Here is an 18,064-nt window from a genome sequence, read left to right as displayed (position 1 = left end):
ATCAACACTTGGTTGTATTAATTGATATCGTGATAAAAACTGAACCCAATGGCACCGCCACCATATTCTTCGGTGATGCCTAATAGTGTTTTCCACAAATAGGGTCCATACGTACCATCACACCAAATGCGATAAACAGATTGGCCATTCAGCATCTGTCTCAGCACCGTTACCGATACACCGGCGATGATAGTCATGACAAGACGATTGTCTTCAAGTGCATCTCCCGACAGGTCGATAGCACAGACTTCAGAAAATAATTTTGTTGCCAGCTTGCCACTGACAATAAATGACGCATCGTTGCGTATTACCTTGTGAACACCTGCTTTGTTTAAAGGCAAGGCATTTAACTGAGCGACCATTTGTGAATTAAGCGGCTCCTCAATCAGATACTCACTGCCACCCAACCTTAAAACTAACTCGCGTTTTCCTTGTAGTGTCCAACTATTTTTTGCTTCTGGCAGTGTCAGGCCGGCAGCAGCTAACCACTCAGCTGCATTGGGTCCTTTCACACCAAAGCGATTTAATGCACTCACATCACAAATACTTAATAACTCGTGACGTGAAGCTTCAATGGCCTTGTCAGCCATAGCTATTGCAGTCTCCATGCCATTCACGATCCCATTGATGGGTTTCAAAGGGGCTTGAGCAAAAGCGACCGGGCTTTTAAAAATGTCGTTTTGCATGCTTATTCTCCGTCGTTATCAAGTAGGTGAAAAAAGGCGCTTCAACGACTGTCGCTTCAACCATTGCACCGCTATCGGTACGAATAGAAAACGTTGAGCCCGGACTGCCCTGTTCTGGTGCAACAAACGCAAAACCAATGACTCTGTTGAGGTATTTGCTATAAGCAATACTGGTAACGCGACCTTTGATATTGCCGTCTTCAATCACCAGATTGCATTCATTCGGCATTTCACTGGCAAAGCCTTTCTCCAGCACAAAGTTCACCAACTTCTTGTTGAGTGTTTTCTTAGCGATGATTTTCAAGCTGCGTTGGCCGATAAAGAACGGTTTATCCATTTTGAGTAACGCTTCTGAATGCGCTTCGAATGGATTGGTCAGACCATCGGTGTCATGACTAATTAAGTGATGACCCATTTCCAGACGCAGTAGACGTTGAGCATCGGTACCAAATGGGCGGATACCGTGTGCCTGCCCTGCTGCCATGATTTGTTTCCACACATGTAAGCCCGCTTTGTATGGGACATGAACTTCAAAGGCGAGGTCAGAGACAAAGCTGACTCGCATAATTTTGGCATCCACACCAGCAATCTGAGCTTGAGTCATATTGCCATCTGGTAATGCTGAATCACTCAGATCAGCTTGGGTCAGTGAGGTTAAAATCTCACGTGACTTAGGTCCAGCCAGTGTCATAGCGGCGATAGCACCGGTCAGATTGACCAATGTGACCTGCATTCCCCAAGCCTGAACATTACGTTGCATTTCACGGTAAACCGTTGCCGCATTTGATGAGTTGGTCGACACATAGAATTTTTCTGCTTCGACACGAACTGCCAGGCCGTCATCCAACATCACACCCGCTTCATCTAACAGCAGAGCGATACGACTTTCACCAATTTTTTGTTTGCTGAACTTGCCTGTATAAAAGCGTTCCAGAAATTCCGTTGCATCTGCACCGTAGACTTCAATTTTTCCTAAGGTGCTGCCATCAATCATGCCAGCCTGTTGTCTAACAGCTAAGGCTTCTTGTTGTATGGCTTCCATCGCCGTCATTGAACGACCACCATATTGGTAATACGCAGGACGCATCCACACACCCGCTTCCATCATTACGCCACCATTATCAACATGCCATTCATGCATCGCTGTATAACGATGAGGATGGAAACCACGTCCGCCCAGATGGCCAATCGGTGTTGGGTGGAAAAATGGACGTGCTGTGGTAGTACCAATTTTCTCAACCGGTAACTCACGTATTCTCGCCAGAATACGAATGGCATTCATATTGGAATGTTTACCCTGGCTTGGGCCCATACCCACCGTGGTAAAGCGTTTCATCAACTCAATATTGTCAAAACCTTCTTTGGCAGCATTGATGAAATCTTTGACCTGAATATCTTCGTCAAAGTCGACAAAGTTTTTGCCTTTTGGATGCTCAACAATTGGATAAGGGTGGCTAGGTGATGCCATCTCCACTTTTGGCACAGTCACCACATCGACCGTTTTACCTAAGAAAGCGGCGGCTTCTGCTGCAGCACGCTGACCATCCAGTTGACGCGCTTTAAAATCAAATACGCCATTAACCTTACCTGCAGCAAACACCCCTTCCGGTAGCTCGTCAGGTACAAACTGCTCGACGCTGTAGTCATAACGCATTTTGGTACCCGCCTGATACAGCAAGGCAGCGGCTGGCGCCCAGCCAGCACTCATCGCAACACCATCACATGGCAAACGCACAGTGTGACCACTGTCAGCGCCAGCACTGATATCATCATAAGGGCTTATCAGAACTGCTTTTACGCCCATTTTATCGGCGGTTGGGATGACCTCATAAATACAGCTGGAGATATGAACGGAAATGCCTTTGTCTCTGACTTTCTGAGCCAATTCACGTGGCGCGCCGTTTCGACGCATATCAATAACTGCTACCACTTCTACACCAATAGAAGCCAGGTCAAGTGCTGTGCGGTAGCCATAGTCATTGGCCGTAACCACGACACCTTTATTAAAAGGTTTAACGGCATAACGGTGAATCAGACGCTGTGCAGCCGATCCCATCATCACGCCAGGTAAGTCGTTGTAACGGAATACAGGTGGTTGCTCGAACGCACCAGAAGCCACAATGACCGTTTTCGCCCAGACTTTAGTGATGCCGTCTTTACCGACTAATGGCACTAATTTATCGCCATAAAAACCGCCAGCATAAGCATCGGTAATCAAACGAATATTCGGATTCGACTCCACTTTGCCTAGCAGGCTGACCAAAGTATCGCTTGTCGTCTGTTCACCCGCATAGTCATATGAGAGACTGCCACCGGCTTGCTTATTTTCGTCAACGACGATCACATCCAGACCTTGTTCTGCGGCTTTGATAGCAGCCGATAAACCAGACAGACCGGCACCAATAACTAACACATCACAGTGTGCAAACTTTTTCGGTTTAATGATGCGTGGGTAATTAAAATTCACTTCACCCAAGCCAGCTGCCTTACGGATTTTGTCTTCCCAGAAAGGAAACAGGCTTTTTGGTTTATAAAATGTTTTGTAATAAAAACCGACCGGCAGGAAAGGTGATAAATAATCGATATATTTGTTTTTATCTTTTAATACACCACCAATGGTATTAACGGCTTTGATATCCATACCATCAGCCACAGGCCAGATATCAGCACGGATATTGGTATCCACACCGTCCGTCATCATGGCGTTGACATCATGATTAGCAAAACTCAATACACCACGTGCACGGTGATATTTAAAGCTACGACCCAGCACATTAATACCAGCCGCCCACAGCGCACTTGAAATGGTATCGCCTTCGTAACCTTGCACAGTCTGACCTTCATATTGAAAAGTCAGCGGCTTGTCACGGTTGATCCACTCACCTCGTTTCTTAGCAATACGGCTGGTCATTTAGCTTCCTCCTGACCCAGAAGATAAGTACGGTTGACCTTATCAGTCATCGTGTTACGTTCAGCGATAAACCAGGTACCGCTGGGGGTGTGATACCACCATTCTTTTTCAAACCAGGTGCACCATTACGATAGTGCACATAAGCTGCCCACTCAGAATCTGAACATGTGTCAGGGTTGGGCATATTTCGATATTCTCCGCCGTAGGTGAACTCACTCATCGGCCTGATACCATTAACGGGACATTCAAGTAATTTCATAGCCTTACTCTTAACTTAGTGACCAACCGAAGCTGCGCCTTTTTCACCGGTCAGCTCATAGTCTTCAAAACGTGATAAACGGAATGATTTAATAAGATCAGGAGCCATATCTTTGGCTATTGTCTCGGCCATGGTTTTGCCACTGATCGGTGTGGCTTTAAATCCCCATGTGCCCCATCCGGCATCCAGATAAAACCCTTCTAATGGTGTTTTACCCATAATCGGTGCAAAGTCAGGCGTGATGTCAGCCATACCCGCCCATTGACGCACCACTTTCACATTCGATAAAAACGGGAACATATCGGTGATGTGCGTGGTGAGTCCTTCAACAAAATCCAGTGATGACCGTGTTGAATGGAATTCATAAGGATCTAATGAGGACCCCATAACCAGTTCACCGCGGGACGACTGGCTCACGTACACATGCAAGCTACCTGAAACCAAAATCGTGTCGAGCCAAGGTTTCATCGGTTCTGATACACACGCTTGTAAAGGATGAATCACAATCGGTGTTTGTAAGTCCACCATCTCAGTGATGCGTGGTGTAAAGCCTGCCACTGCAGATAGAACACGATTTGTACTGATATAGCCTTTAGATGTGTTCACACCAACGACTTTGCCGCCTTTAGTATCAATACCCGTGACTTCCGTCATTTGGAATATTTCTACGCCCATGCGGTCTGCTTCTTTGGCGTAACCCCATGCCACAGCATCATGACGAGCGACTGAGCCCGGCGCGTGATACAAAGCGCCTAAGATCGGTGCTTGGCCACTGCAGGAGATATCCAGTTGCGGACACGCTTTGGATATCTCCTCAGGACCGACGACATAACTCTCAACCCCAACATGTTTATTCACTTCTGCACGCCAGCGCATGGTTCTCATTGCAGATTCGGTGTGAGCTAAAGTGAAGTGCCCACGAGTTGAATAAAACAGGTTCAGGTCTAATTCTTCTGATAAATCTTCGTACAATTTAACGCTGGCATCGTAGAAGTTAACGCCTTCTGGTGTCAGGTAATTTGAACGTACGATAGTGGTATTACGGCCAGTATTGCCGCCACCGATATAGCCTTTTTCTAATACGGCTACATTGGTAATGCCATAGTCTTTGGCTAAGTAATACGCCGCCGCCAAACCATGTCCGCCGCCACCGATAATCACGGCATCGTAGGATTTTTTAGGTTCAGTACAGTCCCTAAAAAAGCGTGGTGCCGGGTGTTCACTACTCAGACCATATTTTAATAGCCCTAATGGCATTCTTAACCTCCACTCGTGTGATGCTCTACTACTAAAGGGGTAGTTCAATCTACCCCTTATTAAGTAAACAAAATTTCATGTGATGAAACATGGTTCTATTTACTCATGTCGAAAAAAACATGTCAATAGTCTTGTAAACTTTTTTTCACAATAGGAAACATTTAAGCCGGATAAATAAAAAAACCTCAGGTATAATCAGGCAGAACAGCCTAAAAGAAGACGGAGTATTCTTGCCGTGAGCAAACAGCAAACGATAGTGACGACTGAAACTGCGACACATCAGTCGTTAGATAAACATCTGGGAAATACGCTGCGCCATATTCGTACTGAAAATGGATTAACCATTGCGGATGTCGCTATGCGAGCCAATGTCAGTCGCGGTATGTTGAGTAAGATCGAGAATGGACTGACCTCACCCAGCTTGGAAAAACTAGAACATTTAGCCAATGCTCTCGGCGTTAAACTCTCACGCTTGTTTCATGATTACGACACCCCTATTGGCGGCGCTCAATATGTGAAGAATGGCGAAGGAATGGAAGTCGTTCGTCGTGGCACAAAAAGTGGTCATACCTATCAATTATTAGCGTATGACACCGGTCCGAAAAAACTGTTTGAACCGTTTTTGATTACGCTAACTGAAGAAAGTGAAGTGTTTGATCCGTTTGAACATGCCGGTACAGAGTTCATCTACATGCTGGAAGGTAAACTCGAATACACCGTGGGTGATGAGCGCTTTGTACTCGAACCGGGCGATTCACTGACATTCCAGGCAGAGCAGCCTCATCGACCTGAAACCAAAGTACAAATGCCGATTCAGTACTTAGCTATCATCTACTACGATAGTCTGGATGACTTTGAAGACGATAGTTACAAAAACTAGCCTGTTTTTAAGTATTTAGAGTCAGTGTAAAAATAGCTTACTTTTTAATATTGGCCGCAGTGTGATGAGGCTATTCTTGATAAATTCTAACTTGACGCCAAATATCTAGGTAAGCGGGCCATTGTTCAATCCTTGAATAATGAGAAGAATTTGAGTCTAAATAACTTAATCCCCCTACATCAATCATACCAATCGAGTCTGACCCCATTGGTCTTGTGTTATGCATCTTTGCAATATTTATTAAAAACTATTGAGCCTTTGGGTTAGCGTTAAGCTTTACCATTAAATCGGAAAATGATGGATTATTCTTTAGAAGCTCTTTTATGTCTGCATTTCTGGCATATCGGCGAGCCATCTTTCCATTGCGATTAGTAAGCCCGAAAGTCGCATTGTGATATTCCACAGAGACATAATTATTAAGCCAATTTTCAATATCCTGATTTAAAACAATGGTGTGCGCACCAACCTTTGAAAGTCTATTTAGCTGATCTTTCTGAACATCAGGATCAGATAGAGGAGTAATTATTGCTGCCACATTCTTTGAATTATTTGAAATAAGGTACTCTGCGAGTTGCGCTACAGCCAAATGACCGCCAGCAGGTATTACAATGTAATCTCTTGCAACATCGAAGCGCTCTAGCAAGACGTTAATTGTGCGGCCATCGTCTTCACCTTCAACAATTATGCTCCACTTCTGGCTTGTGCCTTGATCAACAGAGAACTGATCAACTTGTTCCGTTTCCGAAAGGTATGTTTCCAATGGATAGAAAGGCTGACCATAATCAGCAGCATAGCGCAACTTTATACGCATTGCCTCACGTAGAGTTATTTTCCCCGAATCTACAAGCAGAAGATCTTTATGCCCAAAGAGGATTAGGTTTAACTCTTTTCCATTTAATAATGCGTCCACAGCATCCTTACTATAATCAGACATCGAAAAGAATACTCCGATTGTTCCGATGAGTTTTCCATCAACCTTTCCTTTGAACGAATATAAAGCTGAAGCAGGAATAGGAGACGCATGCCATTTAGCTTCAAGCAAATAGAAGCTATTGCCCATTGCAAAGGAACCATCTATTTCTTCACCAGATGGCCGCATACTGGTGCGCGGCTCCATTTTTTCTATCAACAACATCCGATTTAGGACACGCTCGAAGGTTCTGCCACGCTGTTGAAGCCAATGGCGACTAGCACCTTCGGGAGGATTCAATAGTTCAACCAACTCAGACTCTTTCAAAACTTCTCCATAAACCTTATTCGGTAATCAGTCTCAATGGCTTAACTCTCATAACGCCTTGCACAGCGGCGCGAGGAACGAGCGTCTGACGCCACAAGCGTGAACTGCTGCAAATTTTTATGCGTCATTTTCTACTACAACTCCGAACTTCTTAGCCCTACGCTGATTTAAACGAGACCGTCGCCCAATGATTCTAAGGGCCTCTTCGACATTAGAGCCGATTTTTTCTCTAACATCATTACCGTTTGACCATTCCTTGAATTTCAGTCCAACCCTGACGTATCGATCAAGATGTTCACCTGTTTCACTATCGAATATTTTAACGTAATCTTCAGGAGCCGATTCAGCTAGAACCTCTTCATCAATAGGTGACCATCCATTTGTCGATGACAATCGCTCTAGGACATCAATAAGTGAGGGACGGTTATCAATTTTTTCATGCTCTGATGTGAAAATATCTCGGATTTTTTCGTCAGTAACATCTCCTCCGAAAGCGTAGTTATTAAGATCGAAAATTTGTGGCTGTTCTTTACGTGCCAATACGTATTGCTGAATAAGTTTGTCTGCGGCCTCTTCATGACCCAAATCCCTCAAGAGAACAACAGTACCATTTAAGTTAGTCGGACTGACTGTTTGGGCATTCTTAACCAAACTATTCTGCAAAGCTTCAACAAGCTGATCCTCATTATCCTCGAACGTATTATGATAAAGGTCCCAGGCATCATGAAATTCCTGTGCTGACTTCTGTTGACGAACTTCATCGTTTCGAGCAACCGCCAATCTATTCACTTCTTCCAAGTCAAAAAAGCCTGCTTCAATACCCTGAGCAAGCGTTTTATCAAGTTGATTCGTAGACCGATAGCCAAAATTCAGCAGTAATCTATGCCAAGGCTTTTCTTGATCGGTGATTTCTTTATTATTCCCTAGCCCGAACAATTTATTCCCCAGATTAACGACATAATCTAATGGTGGAATTGATGGATTACCCGCTCGATAAAAACACAAACAATACAGCACCACTGAACTCACAATTTCTTTTTGTACCTCGACTTCAACATCATTTAATATCGGCGATAAAATTAGAAGATAACGTTTCGTTTTAAAAAGTGTTCTAATGTTTGATGAGCCAAGATTGCAAGCATATTCACTCGCAATACTGAAAACATTTTCGTCAGAATTAAAAGCAATGCTTACATTATCTTTGACACTCGGACAGTATTTCAACTCAATATCTACAACTTTCTCTCTGTACTTTAAATAGTCCTCCATTCCATCTTCACCATCATTTAGTAGCAGAACAATTTTGCAAAAACGATTCTCTTTTAAGTATGAGATCAGGCCAAGTGAGTCTTTCGCTGATAACTTCTCACCTTTTCGCTCCAAATCATCCACGCAAATTAATGAGTTTCTTACAGACAAAAAGGAGGCCGAATCGACTGCTCTTGAAAACCCGCTTAATGGTTTGGTACTAAAAATGGACTTCAGCGCCTTCTTCCCGAGAATCTGTGAAACCGTTGCAACATTTTCTGAAAAAGATTCAAGAGTAATTGGTTTCCCTATCATGTTTTTTGGAACTGTATTTTCAAATATTGAGTATTTAAAGCCTTCTAGTGAATCTACTCCAAAAAGCGAAATATAAGAGTATGATTTTATACTTGAGTGAATCCTACTATTTGCAACTTCGGTAACTAGTTCATTCCAAAAATGCGTTTTCCCTACACCCCATGCGCCGCGTATCGCAACAACCGAAGCTTGATCAGACTCTAAAAATCTTATAAGACAATCTTTAACGTTCTTGATGGAGAGATAGGCTTTTTCCGTCATTTTTAAGTTCCAAATCTAATTGGTTCGCTGGAAATTTGATTAGGCATTACATTTTGGCTTAGCGGCCCAGTGGAGCGCCAGCGTATGAGCGTCCGACAACAGCCACTTGTTAAAAATCAATCTGATAGCTCAAGGGTTCGTTGGAACTGTTCTTTGACTGATTCGACTGCTGGCTTGATTACAGTTTGGAAGGCATCAACTTGCTCAAGCCAGTAGTTTTGGTTCGTCCCGCTACTGGTATTTAGGTTGTTGATCCGGTTTAGCTCTTCCATAATTTTTCCCATTGACTCACCAAGAACATCCTCAGAGTCAAAGAATATCGAATTCGCCATATGATATTTTCTGAGGTCTTCAAACTTGGCACATGCCTGTTCCATTTTTTCTGCTCGCCCGGAGCCAGAGTGCTCAATGTATGGAGTCAAATAGCTCTCAACTAAAAAACTTATTTCTCCAAGAATATTAAACGCACCACTGAGTATTTCTAACTTTCTCGAGTATATACTATTCGCCTTATGAACGGCCTGTTCCAACCGGGAATTAAGCAATGACAAGCTCCTACTATGTCTTTCCTCAGACTCTCTTGAGATTCTAACAAGCTCATCCCTGGACGACTCAGAAACTTTGGCATTTTCCGCCGTTTTTCTGTGGGTATAAATTGCACCAAGCAGCGTCACTAAAGCAGCTATTATCGTTGCTGCGGCTCCAACTATTTCTTTCTCCATTAACAAACTCCATTTTGGTTTTCAAAGCTAATGATAAGCGGCGTCCGACTAGGGCCTCCGGTGAGCAGCCGCCAGGCCGGGAACGTACTTAATTGACTGGTTAAATGCCGTACTCACGCTCCACCCTCGCAATACGAACTCGAAACGTAGAGTACCAATTTTGGTGGCCAAGTCGCTGAGCTTCTCGATGCTCTACGTTCTTTTTCCAATTGGTAATGGACTCCAAGGTTTTCCAATAGGATACGGTGATACCCAAATCCTCTCGGATGGACTCCATACCCAAGAAGCCAGGTTGTATAGCTGCTAACTTAACCATCCTGTCTGCCATTTCCCCGTAACCATTGTCGCTCTCGGAGAGATGGCTACTGAAAATGACCGCATAACGGCGGCCCAGTAGTTTTGGCTATCTCTGACATAGATACCTCTAGGCATTTAAAAGTCTATTTTATGAGGCCGCTGGCCTCATAATAAATATTAAACAGGCGGCTTTATAATTCATTTTAAAAAATATGATAAATTGATTATTAATCAATTTTTATTTATTGCTTTTGAATTATGAGGCCAATTTTTTGAACTAGTAATGAAAAATAGTGCCTGACATTACTTATTTTGGGAAGGCGGTTTTATAAAGTAATTTAATGATTTTATTCAGGTAGTCGCAGGAAACTGGCTGCCGACTGATGGTCGTTAAGATGAGGGACCACTCCCAAGCAGGGGGCATCAATTCGGCTCGTTAAGGTCTCTATCATTTCCGTTGATTCTGATTGTTCAGCCACATGATTCGCCACCCAGCCAGCCAGTTTGAGACCATGTTGTTCAATGGCTGCCACGGTTAATAAGGCATGATTAATACAACCGAGTTTAATTGCCACCACCAAAATCACAGGCAATTGAAGTTTAACAGCAAGATCGGCCATGGTGCTTTCTGCGTTTAGTGGTACATACCAGCCCCCGCCCCCTCCACAATGACTGCGTCTGCTTGTTCCGCGATCAAATCATAGTTGCTTTTAATGTTGGCAAGAGAGAGTGTTACTCCTTCTCGCTCAGCTGCAATATGGGGCGCAATAGCTGGTTCAAAGGCATAGGGATTAATCAGTGAATAATCTAAATCTGTCTGACTTTGTTTGATTAGAGCGAGTGCATCCTCATTTTTCCACTGCCCATCTAACCATTCACAACCGCTGGCAATCGGCTTCATGCCAACTGTTTTATAGCCTTGTTGTTGCAGTAGAGATACCAAGCCCACACTGATGAAGGTCTTGCCTACTTCAGTATCTGTACCTGTTATAAAAAAATGTGTGCTGGTCATAATCGTTTGATCTCACTGATCGGGATATAAACACTATCGTCATCCGTTCGGCATTGGCCTGATTGAGCTAATTTCCACGCATGGCCAAAAATGACTTCATAGCTGGCAGGTAAACCGTCAGCTTGGCGAAATGTTTCATAGGCGGAAACCACTTTTTGCATCAATTGTTTGCCTGTCAGGCCACGACGGCGGCCTTCATTCACATTACGTGCACCAAGGATTTTCAGGTCGCGCATCACACTCATCGCATCGTTGTAGCTCAACGTGTAAGGCTCCATATCCAGCACACAGTCCGCCAAGCCGCTGGCTGTCATGGCATCACCCACATCATGCATGTCATAGAATAAATTAACATGTGGGTAGGTATCGACTTCAGCCCAAGCCTGACGTAGTTCCGTCAAGGTGTCCGGCCCCAAACTGGTAAACATCAATAGCCCCTGAGGTTTGAGCACCCTAAATATTTCACTGAAACAACGTTTAGGATCACACCATTGCAACGACAAGTTGGCATAAATAAGGTCGACGCAGTTATCAGCTAACGGGATAGCTTCGGCATCACCCGCTAATACCTGTAAACGTTTGTGTTTTGGTAACCAGCGTTTAATGCCTTGATCATGCCGATAACGCTTGTCAGCCTGCTTTAACATTTGTGGTGAGATATCGACAGCAACTAATTGGGCATGAGGATAACGCTTTTGCAATAACGATAAATTGCGTCCCGTCCCTGCCCCAAGATCTACTATCGTTTGTGGTTCGATAGTGATGTACGACAAGCGCTCTAATAATTCATCGGCTGTTTGTCTTTGCAACACAGCCACATCATCGTAATGCTCGGCGGCGGCAGAAAATGACTGAGCCACACTTTTTTTATCGGGACGATATTCACTCATGGATAAATTGTTCTATCACTAATTGGCATTGCTGAGGCTGCGAAATAAACGGCGCGTGGCCTAATCCCGGCATGACATCAATACGCAGTTTTGGCTGCAACTTCTGTACATATTCCGCTAATGACACGGGAATAAGGTGATCATTCTCTGCCAAGATCATTTGTGTGGGGCAATTTACGCTGGCAAGCGTATCTCGTAAATCCCATTCAGCCAGACACTTTAAGCCTGCCTTTAATGCCTCTGGTTCGGGTTCATGCTGTTGAGCCAGTTGTTCGCTTAATTGCTTTATCACTTGTCGGGGCTGATTCGCGCCTTTTGCTTGCAACATAATAAACCGCTGCAAGGTCAGCTGTTGATCCTCAGCTAAACTCGCTGAAAAGTTATTAAACACCTCAGCAGCCATCGCACAAGGCCAGTCGTCTGTTTGCACAAAACATGGATTACTTGCCAGTAAAATCAGTTTTTTGACTTTCTCAGGGTAATTATGCGTCATAGCCAAAGCGACCATGCCACCTAAGGACCACCCTAACCAGATAGCTTCTTGAGGGAGAGCCAACGACAAATTGTCTAAAAGCCGCTTTAACTCAAAATCCCCTTCATGCCATTCACTTTGACCATGTCCGGGTAAATCGACCAGATGACAGCGAAAGTGCTCGGAGAGTAATTCAAGCAAAGGTGACCAAACACCGCTATGCATACTCCAGCCGTGAACCAATACTAAGTCGGGTCCCTGACCTATGCTTTTAATGTGCATACGCTTGCTCCAAAGCGACAAGCAGTCTGTCTACATCCTGTTCTGTATGGGCAGCAGAAAAGGTAATTCTCAATCTGGCAGTATTTTTTGGCACCGTTGGTGGGCGGATAACCCCAACCAGAATGCCTTGTTCTTCTAATTTCGCCCCTATCTCCAGTGCCTTTTTATCTTCACCGATAATAACTGGTTGTATTGGCGTTTCCGAACACATCAGTTCCAGACCGAGTTGTTCAGCACCTTGTCTGAATTGCTGAATTAATTGCTGAAGTTTGTCACGTCGCCATTGTTCAGTTTCCACCAGCTCCAGACTTGCAAGTGTTGCCGCGGCAATCGCCGGCGGCTGTGCCGTGGTATAGACATAACTACGCGCTTGTTGAATTAAGGTTTCAATGACCAGTTCATCAGCAGCGACAAAAGCACCGCCTGTACCAATAGCTTTACCTAAGGTCCCCACTACAATCGGCGCCTTATCGGCTGTGATTTGATAATGCGATACCGTGCCACGACCACCTTCACCAATGACACCAAAACCATGCGCATCATCGATAAGAACGGCTGCGCGATGTTGCTCGGACAAAGCCATAATCTCGGGTAATGGCGCGATATCACCATCCATACTGAATACGCCATCACTGACGATAAGTCGGTGTTTTGCTGTGGCGGCATTATGGAGTCGTTTGTGTAATAGACTCATATCCGCGTGAGGGTAACGTAACTGTTCGGCGTCGGTGAGACGACCACCGTCTAATAACGAAGCATGATTCCATTTATCCTGAATTACCGCATCACCACGGCTCAGTAAACCATCGATCACACCCAGATTGGCCATATAGCCCGTCGAAAACAACAACACACGTTGTTGCCCCGTGAAGTCGGCCAGTTTTTCTTCCAACGCCTGATGATAATAACTATGACCGGTCAACAAATGGGCAGCACCACTGCCGACACCCTCTTTGTCTACCGCCTCTTTGAAAGCTTGTTTGATATCAGGATGGGCAGCAAGACCGAGATAATCATTACTGCAAAAAGACAATACGGTTTTATCTGCAAGGTGAATATGCACACCCTGCTCACCGACTCTGAGACGATTTTGTCGATAACGACCCGCCGCTTTGCGTTCAGCTAAAGCGGCGGTCAGTTCATTATGCCAAGGGAGTTTGGCCACTCGAAACTGGAGACGTTAGGCTGCTGAAGAACAGCTGCGTTCTTCTGTTTTTTCTTCACCAACCCAAGGTGTGATACCTAAACGTTTGAACAATTGCTGATCATGATTGGTATCTGGGTTGTCAGTGGTTAATAGTTTTTCACCATAGAAAATTGAGTTAGCGCCAGCCAGAAACACATGGCTTGTAACTCATCAGTCATATGCTCACGACCGGCTGATAAACGCACAAATGATTTCGGCATCATGATACGGGCAACAGCAATGGTACGAACAAACTCGATAGGATCCAGATTATCCACACCATCTAATGGTGTACCTTCAACTTGAACTAATAAATTGATCGGCACGCTTTGTGGTTGTGTTGGCAGATTTGCCAGGCTGATTAATAAACCAGCACGGTCATTGCGACCTTCGCCCATGCCCACAATACCGCCGCTGCATACATTAATACCGGCATCACGGACATGGCTTAAGGTATTCAGACGGTCTTCATAGGTGCGGGTAGTAATAATTTCACCGTAAAATTCAGGTGAGGTATCCAGGTTGTGATTGTAGTAATCCAGACCCGCATCTTTTAAGCGCTTGGCTTGATGCTCTTCCAGCATGCCCAGTGTGACGCAAGTTTCCAGACCTAAACTTTTCACACCTTCGACCATTTCTGCAACGCGTTCCAGATCACGGTCTTTCAGGCTACGCCATGCAGCGCCCATACAAAAACGATTAGCACCCGCCTCTTTCGCTTCATTGGCTGATTTCATGACTTCATCAAGCGGCATCAAAGGTTCTGCTTTGACGGCTGATTCATGGTGTGCACTTTGTGGGCAATAACCACAGTCTTCGGCACAACCACCAGTTTTGATACTTAATAAGGTACTAATCTGCACCGCATTGGCATCAAAGTTAGCACGATGAACGGTTTGTGCTTTAAACATCAGGTCGTTAAAGGGCATAGCAAATAAGGCTTCAACCTCTTGCTGGCTCCAGTCGTTGCGGATTGTTGCTTGGGTTTCTGCTACATTCTCAGGCATGATGACTCTTTACTGATTTAAAGGATTAAATTAGGTCATGTCATGGCAAATCTGCTCTCACTGACACAACAATTCCGACAATTATACAGGAAAGTATTTCCAATTCCGTGTTTACTCTGTGGACTGCCGACAGAAGAACATGCCCTTTGTCAGGGTTGCATCAATGAATTACCGCTTATCAAACAACATTGTCTTCGTTGCGCCATACCATTGGCATCTGGACATATTTGCGGACAATGTCTGAAAAAGCCGCCGGTACAGGATATCAGTCTCAGTCTGTATCGTTACGAGCAAACCGTTCCCAGAATGATGTCTGCCCTGAAGTATCACCGGCAAGTTCAGATTGCTGATCTCTGTGCACGAGAATTTATAAAACAGCATTCACTGAATTCACTACCGGAAGTATTGATTCCCATACCTCTTCATACTAGTCGCCTTCGTCAACGTGGGTATAACCAATCATTATTATTTGCGGAAAAACTGGCTGCACTATTGAACATTTCCTGCCAGCCAAACTTACTGAAGCGTATCAAAAAAACCGCCAACCAGACCCAACTTAATGCGAAACAGCGACATAAAAACATGCGACATGCTTTTCAGTATTTGTCAGAGTTCGTGCCTGAACATGTGGCCATTATTGACGATGTCATGACATCCGGTGCGACAACACATGAAGCAGCACGTGAATTAAAGCGAGCAGGTGTAAAAATCATAGAAGTATGGACAATTGCACGTGCAATAAGCCATTATTAATATTCACTAAATAACACTTAGGCTCATAAGGCGTTTGGATGCAAGATATCGCCACCTTACAAGCACGTTTGGACGAACTACTTCGCATCGCTAAAAGCAATGAGCGAAAACAAACCAATTTCCAGGAATATGAACTGGCGTTGCTTGCTAGTAACAATCTTCATGAACTACTGGGGATTGTGCTTGAAGAGCATAAAGAGCGTTTTCAACTGACTGATGTCACATTGCTGTTACACGATCCTGAATATGAATTTCAGCGCTTGGTTGAAGCGCAGCCCGTCAAATCCTCGTGGCTCGATAAACTGATATTTACTGAATCGGCCCATTTGTTAAATCAGTATTTCAGCCCGCTACGTAAAACTCGCCTTATCCGTTATTCACCACATCAACATGCTTTCTTATTTCCAGACCAAGCCGAACTTGGCTCAATTGCCTTACTGCCGTTAATCAGACATAACGTATTAATCGGTAGTCTTAATTTGGGCAGCCGTAATCCGAATCGCTTTGAAAGCAATATCGGCACGCAGTTTCTGGAACATTTGGCGGCCGTCATGTCTGCCTGCCTGGAAAACGCACGGTTACATGAACACATTAAATTAGTCGGTTTACGTGACCCATTAACCGGCATTAACAACCGCCGTTTTTTTGATCAACGTATCAGTGAAGAAGTCAGTCGGGCCAAACGTATCAATAGCCCACTATCCTGCCTGTTTATTGATCTGGATTTTTTTAAACGCATCAATGATCACTATGGTCACCAAGCGGGAGACGCTGTTCTCAAGCAAGTATCACAACTGTTAAATGATCGTTTGCGTAATAGCGATGTGCTCGCTCGCTATGGTGGAGAAGAATTTGTTATTTTGCTCGCTGACACTAGCGCGGAAGATGCAGGCTTAATTGCCGAACAAATTCGTCATCGAGTAGAAAAAACAGACTTCACCATTCCTTCCGGCAAAATGATTCATGCCACCCTTTCTATCGGTACCGCAACGCTGGCTCAACATAGCCACATACATGACACCAAATCGCTGGTTGCGGCGGCTGACCAAGCCGTTTATGCCGCTAAGTTATCGGGCCGAAACCAAGTCAAACAGGCACGTTAAATGTTACTCACCACCTTTGCTATTAATACAGTTATTTTCGTCACCACCATTTTGATCCACTACGAAACCCTATACCAGTTAGCGAAACGTCTTCCTGCGCTGCATATTATTCATCGTTACCGGGTTTTATTGGCGGTGATGGTGGTCATGGTGGCGCATATTGTGGAAATTTGGCTGTTTGCTATCGGCTATTACCTGATGTTGCATGCAGATGGCTTTGGTAATTTGATGGGAAATATTGACTCCAGCCTGCTGGACTGTAGTTACTTTTCTTTCACAACCTACACGACGCTGGGGTTTGGTGATATCGAACCCACAGGATATATCCGCTTTTTAACCGGACTGGAGTCATTGACAGGCTTGGTGATGATTACCTGGTCGGCTTCTTTTGTATTTCTGGAAATGCAAAAATACTGGCCAAAACGTTAATTTTTATGGGGTTATTATTGCTGAAGGGTGTCTGACATTCATATAAAACTGTTTACCCTGCCGATGTATCCAGCCACGCACTTCAACCGTTTGATTCAGGTAATGCTTCCAGTCCTCAAAATAAACGCTGTCTTTCTTTTTAATCGCAAGTTTGAACCGTTTATTTGCCTGTAGGAATGTCGTGTTTTTACCTTGCTTGATGGCCTTAAGTTTCAGTCTGATACGTTGCCAACCACGATAGCTGACGCCGGCTTTTAAGTCAGACAAACGCTTTACACGATAGTCAGCCATTGACCAGATCCCTTTTTTGGCTTGTTCGGCCCTGCTTTGAGCTTCAATAAGTTTATCGCTGTATCGCAAATTAGGTGGAATCAGTGTCAGCGAGGCTAGCCCTTCTTCAACCAACATGGCATTCAAATATTGTCCATCAGGCAGAAAACAATGGGCTAAAGCACGATCATATTTATCGCGTTGCTGCTGGTCATACTCAATGAAAAAATCGCCATGACTTAGGGTATTGATTAGCCATTTTTTTGCCTGTTCGCCACCGGCCTCAGCGTCATGGTAACGGCTCTGGATTTCAGGGGTGTTGATACCTAGTAAGCGAATAATCTGGCCAGACTGTAACTCAATGGTGTCTCCATCAATCACCCGTTTGAGCTTAACTCTATAACGATTTGGGCTGGATTTGAGCGTGAGTAAGGTCGCATTGGCAGATGGCTGGTCAGAATAAAGCGTCTGTCCCTGCTCATTCTGTGATTGATAAACCGTTGTGGCATGACAAACCACGGATATGATGAAGGTGATAAACACCATGATCCATCGCATCGTTTTTCCTCCATGAATAACGATAGTAA

The 18,064-nt window shown here is 44.4% G+C and carries 15 protein-coding genes and 3 pseudogenes; 4 read left to right on the top strand and 14 right to left on the bottom strand.

Annotation, left to right across the window (positions count from 1 at the left end; translation table 11 throughout):
- Nucleotides 1-17 precede the first annotated feature (17 nt).
- The 4 genes and pseudogenes from QUE24_RS11000 to QUE24_RS10985 form a co-directional block, all read right to left on the bottom strand.
- Entirely contained in the window at nt 18-686 is a 669-nt protein-coding gene (locus tag QUE24_RS11000) for an aminomethyltransferase family protein (protein ID WP_286303880.1), read from the bottom strand.
- On the bottom strand, nt 667-3,597 hold the full coding sequence (locus QUE24_RS10995) for an FAD-dependent oxidoreductase (protein ID WP_286303879.1): 2,931 nt from the start codon (nt 3,595-3,597) through the stop codon (nt 667-669). The genes QUE24_RS11000 and QUE24_RS10995 overlap by 20 nt, the downstream gene beginning before the upstream one ends.
- Nucleotides 3,594-3,817, bottom strand: a pseudogene (locus QUE24_RS10990) (sarcosine oxidase subunit delta). Before QUE24_RS10990 ends, QUE24_RS10995 begins: the two are co-directional and overlap by 4 nt.
- 54 nt (nt 3,818-3,871) lie before the next feature.
- Nucleotides 3,872-5,113: an FAD-dependent oxidoreductase gene (locus QUE24_RS10985; protein ID WP_286303878.1), complete on the bottom strand. Its 1,242-nt coding sequence runs from the start codon at nt 5,111-5,113 to the stop codon at nt 3,872-3,874.
- Between the two features lie 235 nt (nt 5,114-5,348).
- Here QUE24_RS10985 and QUE24_RS10980 point away from each other — a divergent pair, with 235 nt between their 5' ends.
- Nucleotides 5,349-5,993 carry a helix-turn-helix domain-containing protein gene (locus QUE24_RS10980; RefSeq protein ID WP_286303877.1) on the top strand — a complete coding sequence of 215 codons (645 nt, stop codon included), beginning with the start codon at nt 5,349-5,351 and terminating at the stop codon, nt 5,991-5,993.
- Between the two features lie 247 nt (nt 5,994-6,240).
- Here QUE24_RS10980 and QUE24_RS10975 read toward each other — a convergent pair whose 3' ends face one another.
- The 9 genes and pseudogenes from QUE24_RS10975 to bioB all read right to left on the bottom strand — a co-directional run bounded on the left by QUE24_RS10975 (nt 6,241) and on the right by bioB (nt 14,922).
- Nucleotides 6,241-7,230 (bottom strand): hypothetical protein, encoded by a 990-nt coding sequence (locus QUE24_RS10975; RefSeq protein ID WP_286303876.1) that lies wholly within the window; start codon nt 7,228-7,230, stop codon nt 6,241-6,243.
- A gap of 117 nt (nt 7,231-7,347) precedes the next feature.
- On the bottom strand, nt 7,348-9,054 hold the full coding sequence (locus QUE24_RS10970; protein ID WP_286303875.1) for a P-loop NTPase fold protein: 1,707 nt from the start codon (nt 9,052-9,054) through the stop codon (nt 7,348-7,350).
- 116 nt (nt 9,055-9,170) lie between these two features.
- On the bottom strand, nt 9,171-9,776 hold the full coding sequence (locus QUE24_RS10965) for a hypothetical protein (protein WP_286303874.1): 606 nt from the start codon (nt 9,774-9,776) through the stop codon (nt 9,171-9,173).
- 100 nt (nt 9,777-9,876) lie between these two features.
- On the bottom strand, nt 9,877-10,149 hold the full coding sequence (locus QUE24_RS10960; RefSeq protein WP_350226614.1) for an antibiotic biosynthesis monooxygenase family protein: 273 nt from the start codon (nt 10,147-10,149) through the stop codon (nt 9,877-9,879).
- Nucleotides 10,150-10,420: 271 nt separating this feature from the next.
- A pseudogene (gene bioD, locus QUE24_RS10955) lies at nt 10,421-11,085 on the bottom strand (dethiobiotin synthase).
- The gene (gene bioC / locus QUE24_RS10950; RefSeq protein ID WP_286303872.1) at nt 11,082-11,975 is read right to left on the bottom strand and encodes a malonyl-ACP O-methyltransferase BioC; all 894 of its coding nucleotides are present in this window, start codon (nt 11,973-11,975) and stop codon (nt 11,082-11,084) included. The pseudogene bioD and the gene bioC overlap by 4 nt, the downstream one beginning before the upstream one ends.
- On the bottom strand, nt 11,968-12,729 hold the full coding sequence (gene bioH, locus QUE24_RS10945; protein ID WP_286303871.1) for a pimeloyl-ACP methyl ester esterase BioH: 762 nt from the start codon (nt 12,727-12,729) through the stop codon (nt 11,968-11,970). Before bioH ends, bioC begins: the two co-directional genes overlap by 8 nt.
- Nucleotides 12,719-13,894 carry an 8-amino-7-oxononanoate synthase gene (gene bioF / locus QUE24_RS10940; protein ID WP_286303870.1) on the bottom strand — a complete coding sequence of 392 codons (1,176 nt, stop codon included), beginning with the start codon at nt 13,892-13,894 and terminating at the stop codon, nt 12,719-12,721. The genes bioH and bioF overlap by 11 nt, the downstream gene beginning before the upstream one ends.
- Nucleotides 13,895-13,909: 15 nt before the next feature.
- Nucleotides 13,910-14,922, bottom strand: a pseudogene (gene bioB, locus QUE24_RS10935) (biotin synthase BioB).
- 42 nt (nt 14,923-14,964) lie between these two features.
- Between bioB and QUE24_RS10930 the strand changes: the two are divergent.
- The 3 genes from QUE24_RS10930 to QUE24_RS10920 are packed head-to-tail and all read left to right on the top strand — an operon-like array spanning nt 14,965 to nt 17,207.
- Nucleotides 14,965-15,675 (top strand): ComF family protein, encoded by a 711-nt coding sequence (locus tag QUE24_RS10930; RefSeq protein ID WP_286303869.1) that lies wholly within the window; start codon nt 14,965-14,967, stop codon nt 15,673-15,675.
- A gap of 38 nt (nt 15,676-15,713) precedes the next feature.
- Entirely contained in the window at nt 15,714-16,778 is a 1,065-nt protein-coding gene (locus tag QUE24_RS10925; RefSeq protein ID WP_286303868.1) for a GGDEF domain-containing protein, read from the top strand.
- Complete coding sequence (locus tag QUE24_RS10920; RefSeq protein ID WP_286303867.1) at nt 16,779-17,207, top strand: potassium channel family protein; 429 nt, start codon at nt 16,779-16,781, stop codon at nt 17,205-17,207.
- Between the two features lie 3 nt (nt 17,208-17,210).
- Here QUE24_RS10920 and QUE24_RS10915 read toward each other — a convergent pair whose 3' ends face one another.
- On the bottom strand, nt 17,211-18,035 hold the full coding sequence (locus QUE24_RS10915) for a thermonuclease family protein (protein WP_286303866.1): 825 nt from the start codon (nt 18,033-18,035) through the stop codon (nt 17,211-17,213).
- Nucleotides 18,036-18,064: the final 29 nt, after the last annotated feature.

Source organism: Methylophaga marina, assembly GCF_030296755.1.
Lineage (GTDB): Bacteria > Pseudomonadota > Gammaproteobacteria > Nitrosococcales > Methylophagaceae > Methylophaga > Methylophaga marina.
This window is presented reverse-complemented; position numbering and strand designations above follow the sequence as displayed.

Bases quoted from the DNA above. Each gene is read 5' to 3' on its own strand.
- QUE24_RS11000 (WP_286303880.1), bottom strand. From the start codon at position 686: ATGCAAAACGACATTTTTAAAAGCCCGGTCGCTTTTGCTCAAGCCCCT.
- QUE24_RS10995 (WP_286303879.1), bottom strand. From the start codon at position 3,597: ATGACCAGCCGTATTGCTAAGAAACGAGGTGAGTGGATCAACCGTGAC.
- QUE24_RS10985 (WP_286303878.1), bottom strand. From the start codon at position 5,113: ATGCCATTAGGGCTATTAAAATATGGTCTGAGTAGTGAACACCCGGCA.
- QUE24_RS10970 (WP_286303875.1), bottom strand. From the start codon at position 9,054: ATGACGGAAAAAGCCTATCTCTCCATCAAGAACGTTAAAGATTGTCTT.
- QUE24_RS10965 (WP_286303874.1), bottom strand. From the start codon at position 9,776: ATGGAGAAAGAAATAGTTGGAGCCGCAGCAACGATAATAGCTGCTTTA.
- bioC (WP_286303872.1), bottom strand. From the start codon at position 11,975: ATGAGTGAATATCGTCCCGATAAAAAAAGTGTGGCTCAGTCATTTTCT.
- bioH (WP_286303871.1), bottom strand. From the start codon at position 12,729: ATGCACATTAAAAGCATAGGTCAGGGACCCGACTTAGTATTGGTTCAC.
- QUE24_RS10930 (WP_286303869.1), top strand. From the start codon at position 14,965: ATGGCAAATCTGCTCTCACTGACACAACAATTCCGACAATTATACAGG.
- QUE24_RS10925 (WP_286303868.1), top strand. From the start codon at position 15,714: ATGCAAGATATCGCCACCTTACAAGCACGTTTGGACGAACTACTTCGC.
- QUE24_RS10920 (WP_286303867.1), top strand. From the start codon at position 16,779: ATGTTACTCACCACCTTTGCTATTAATACAGTTATTTTCGTCACCACC.
- QUE24_RS10915 (WP_286303866.1), bottom strand. From the start codon at position 18,035: ATGCGATGGATCATGGTGTTTATCACCTTCATCATATCCGTGGTTTGT.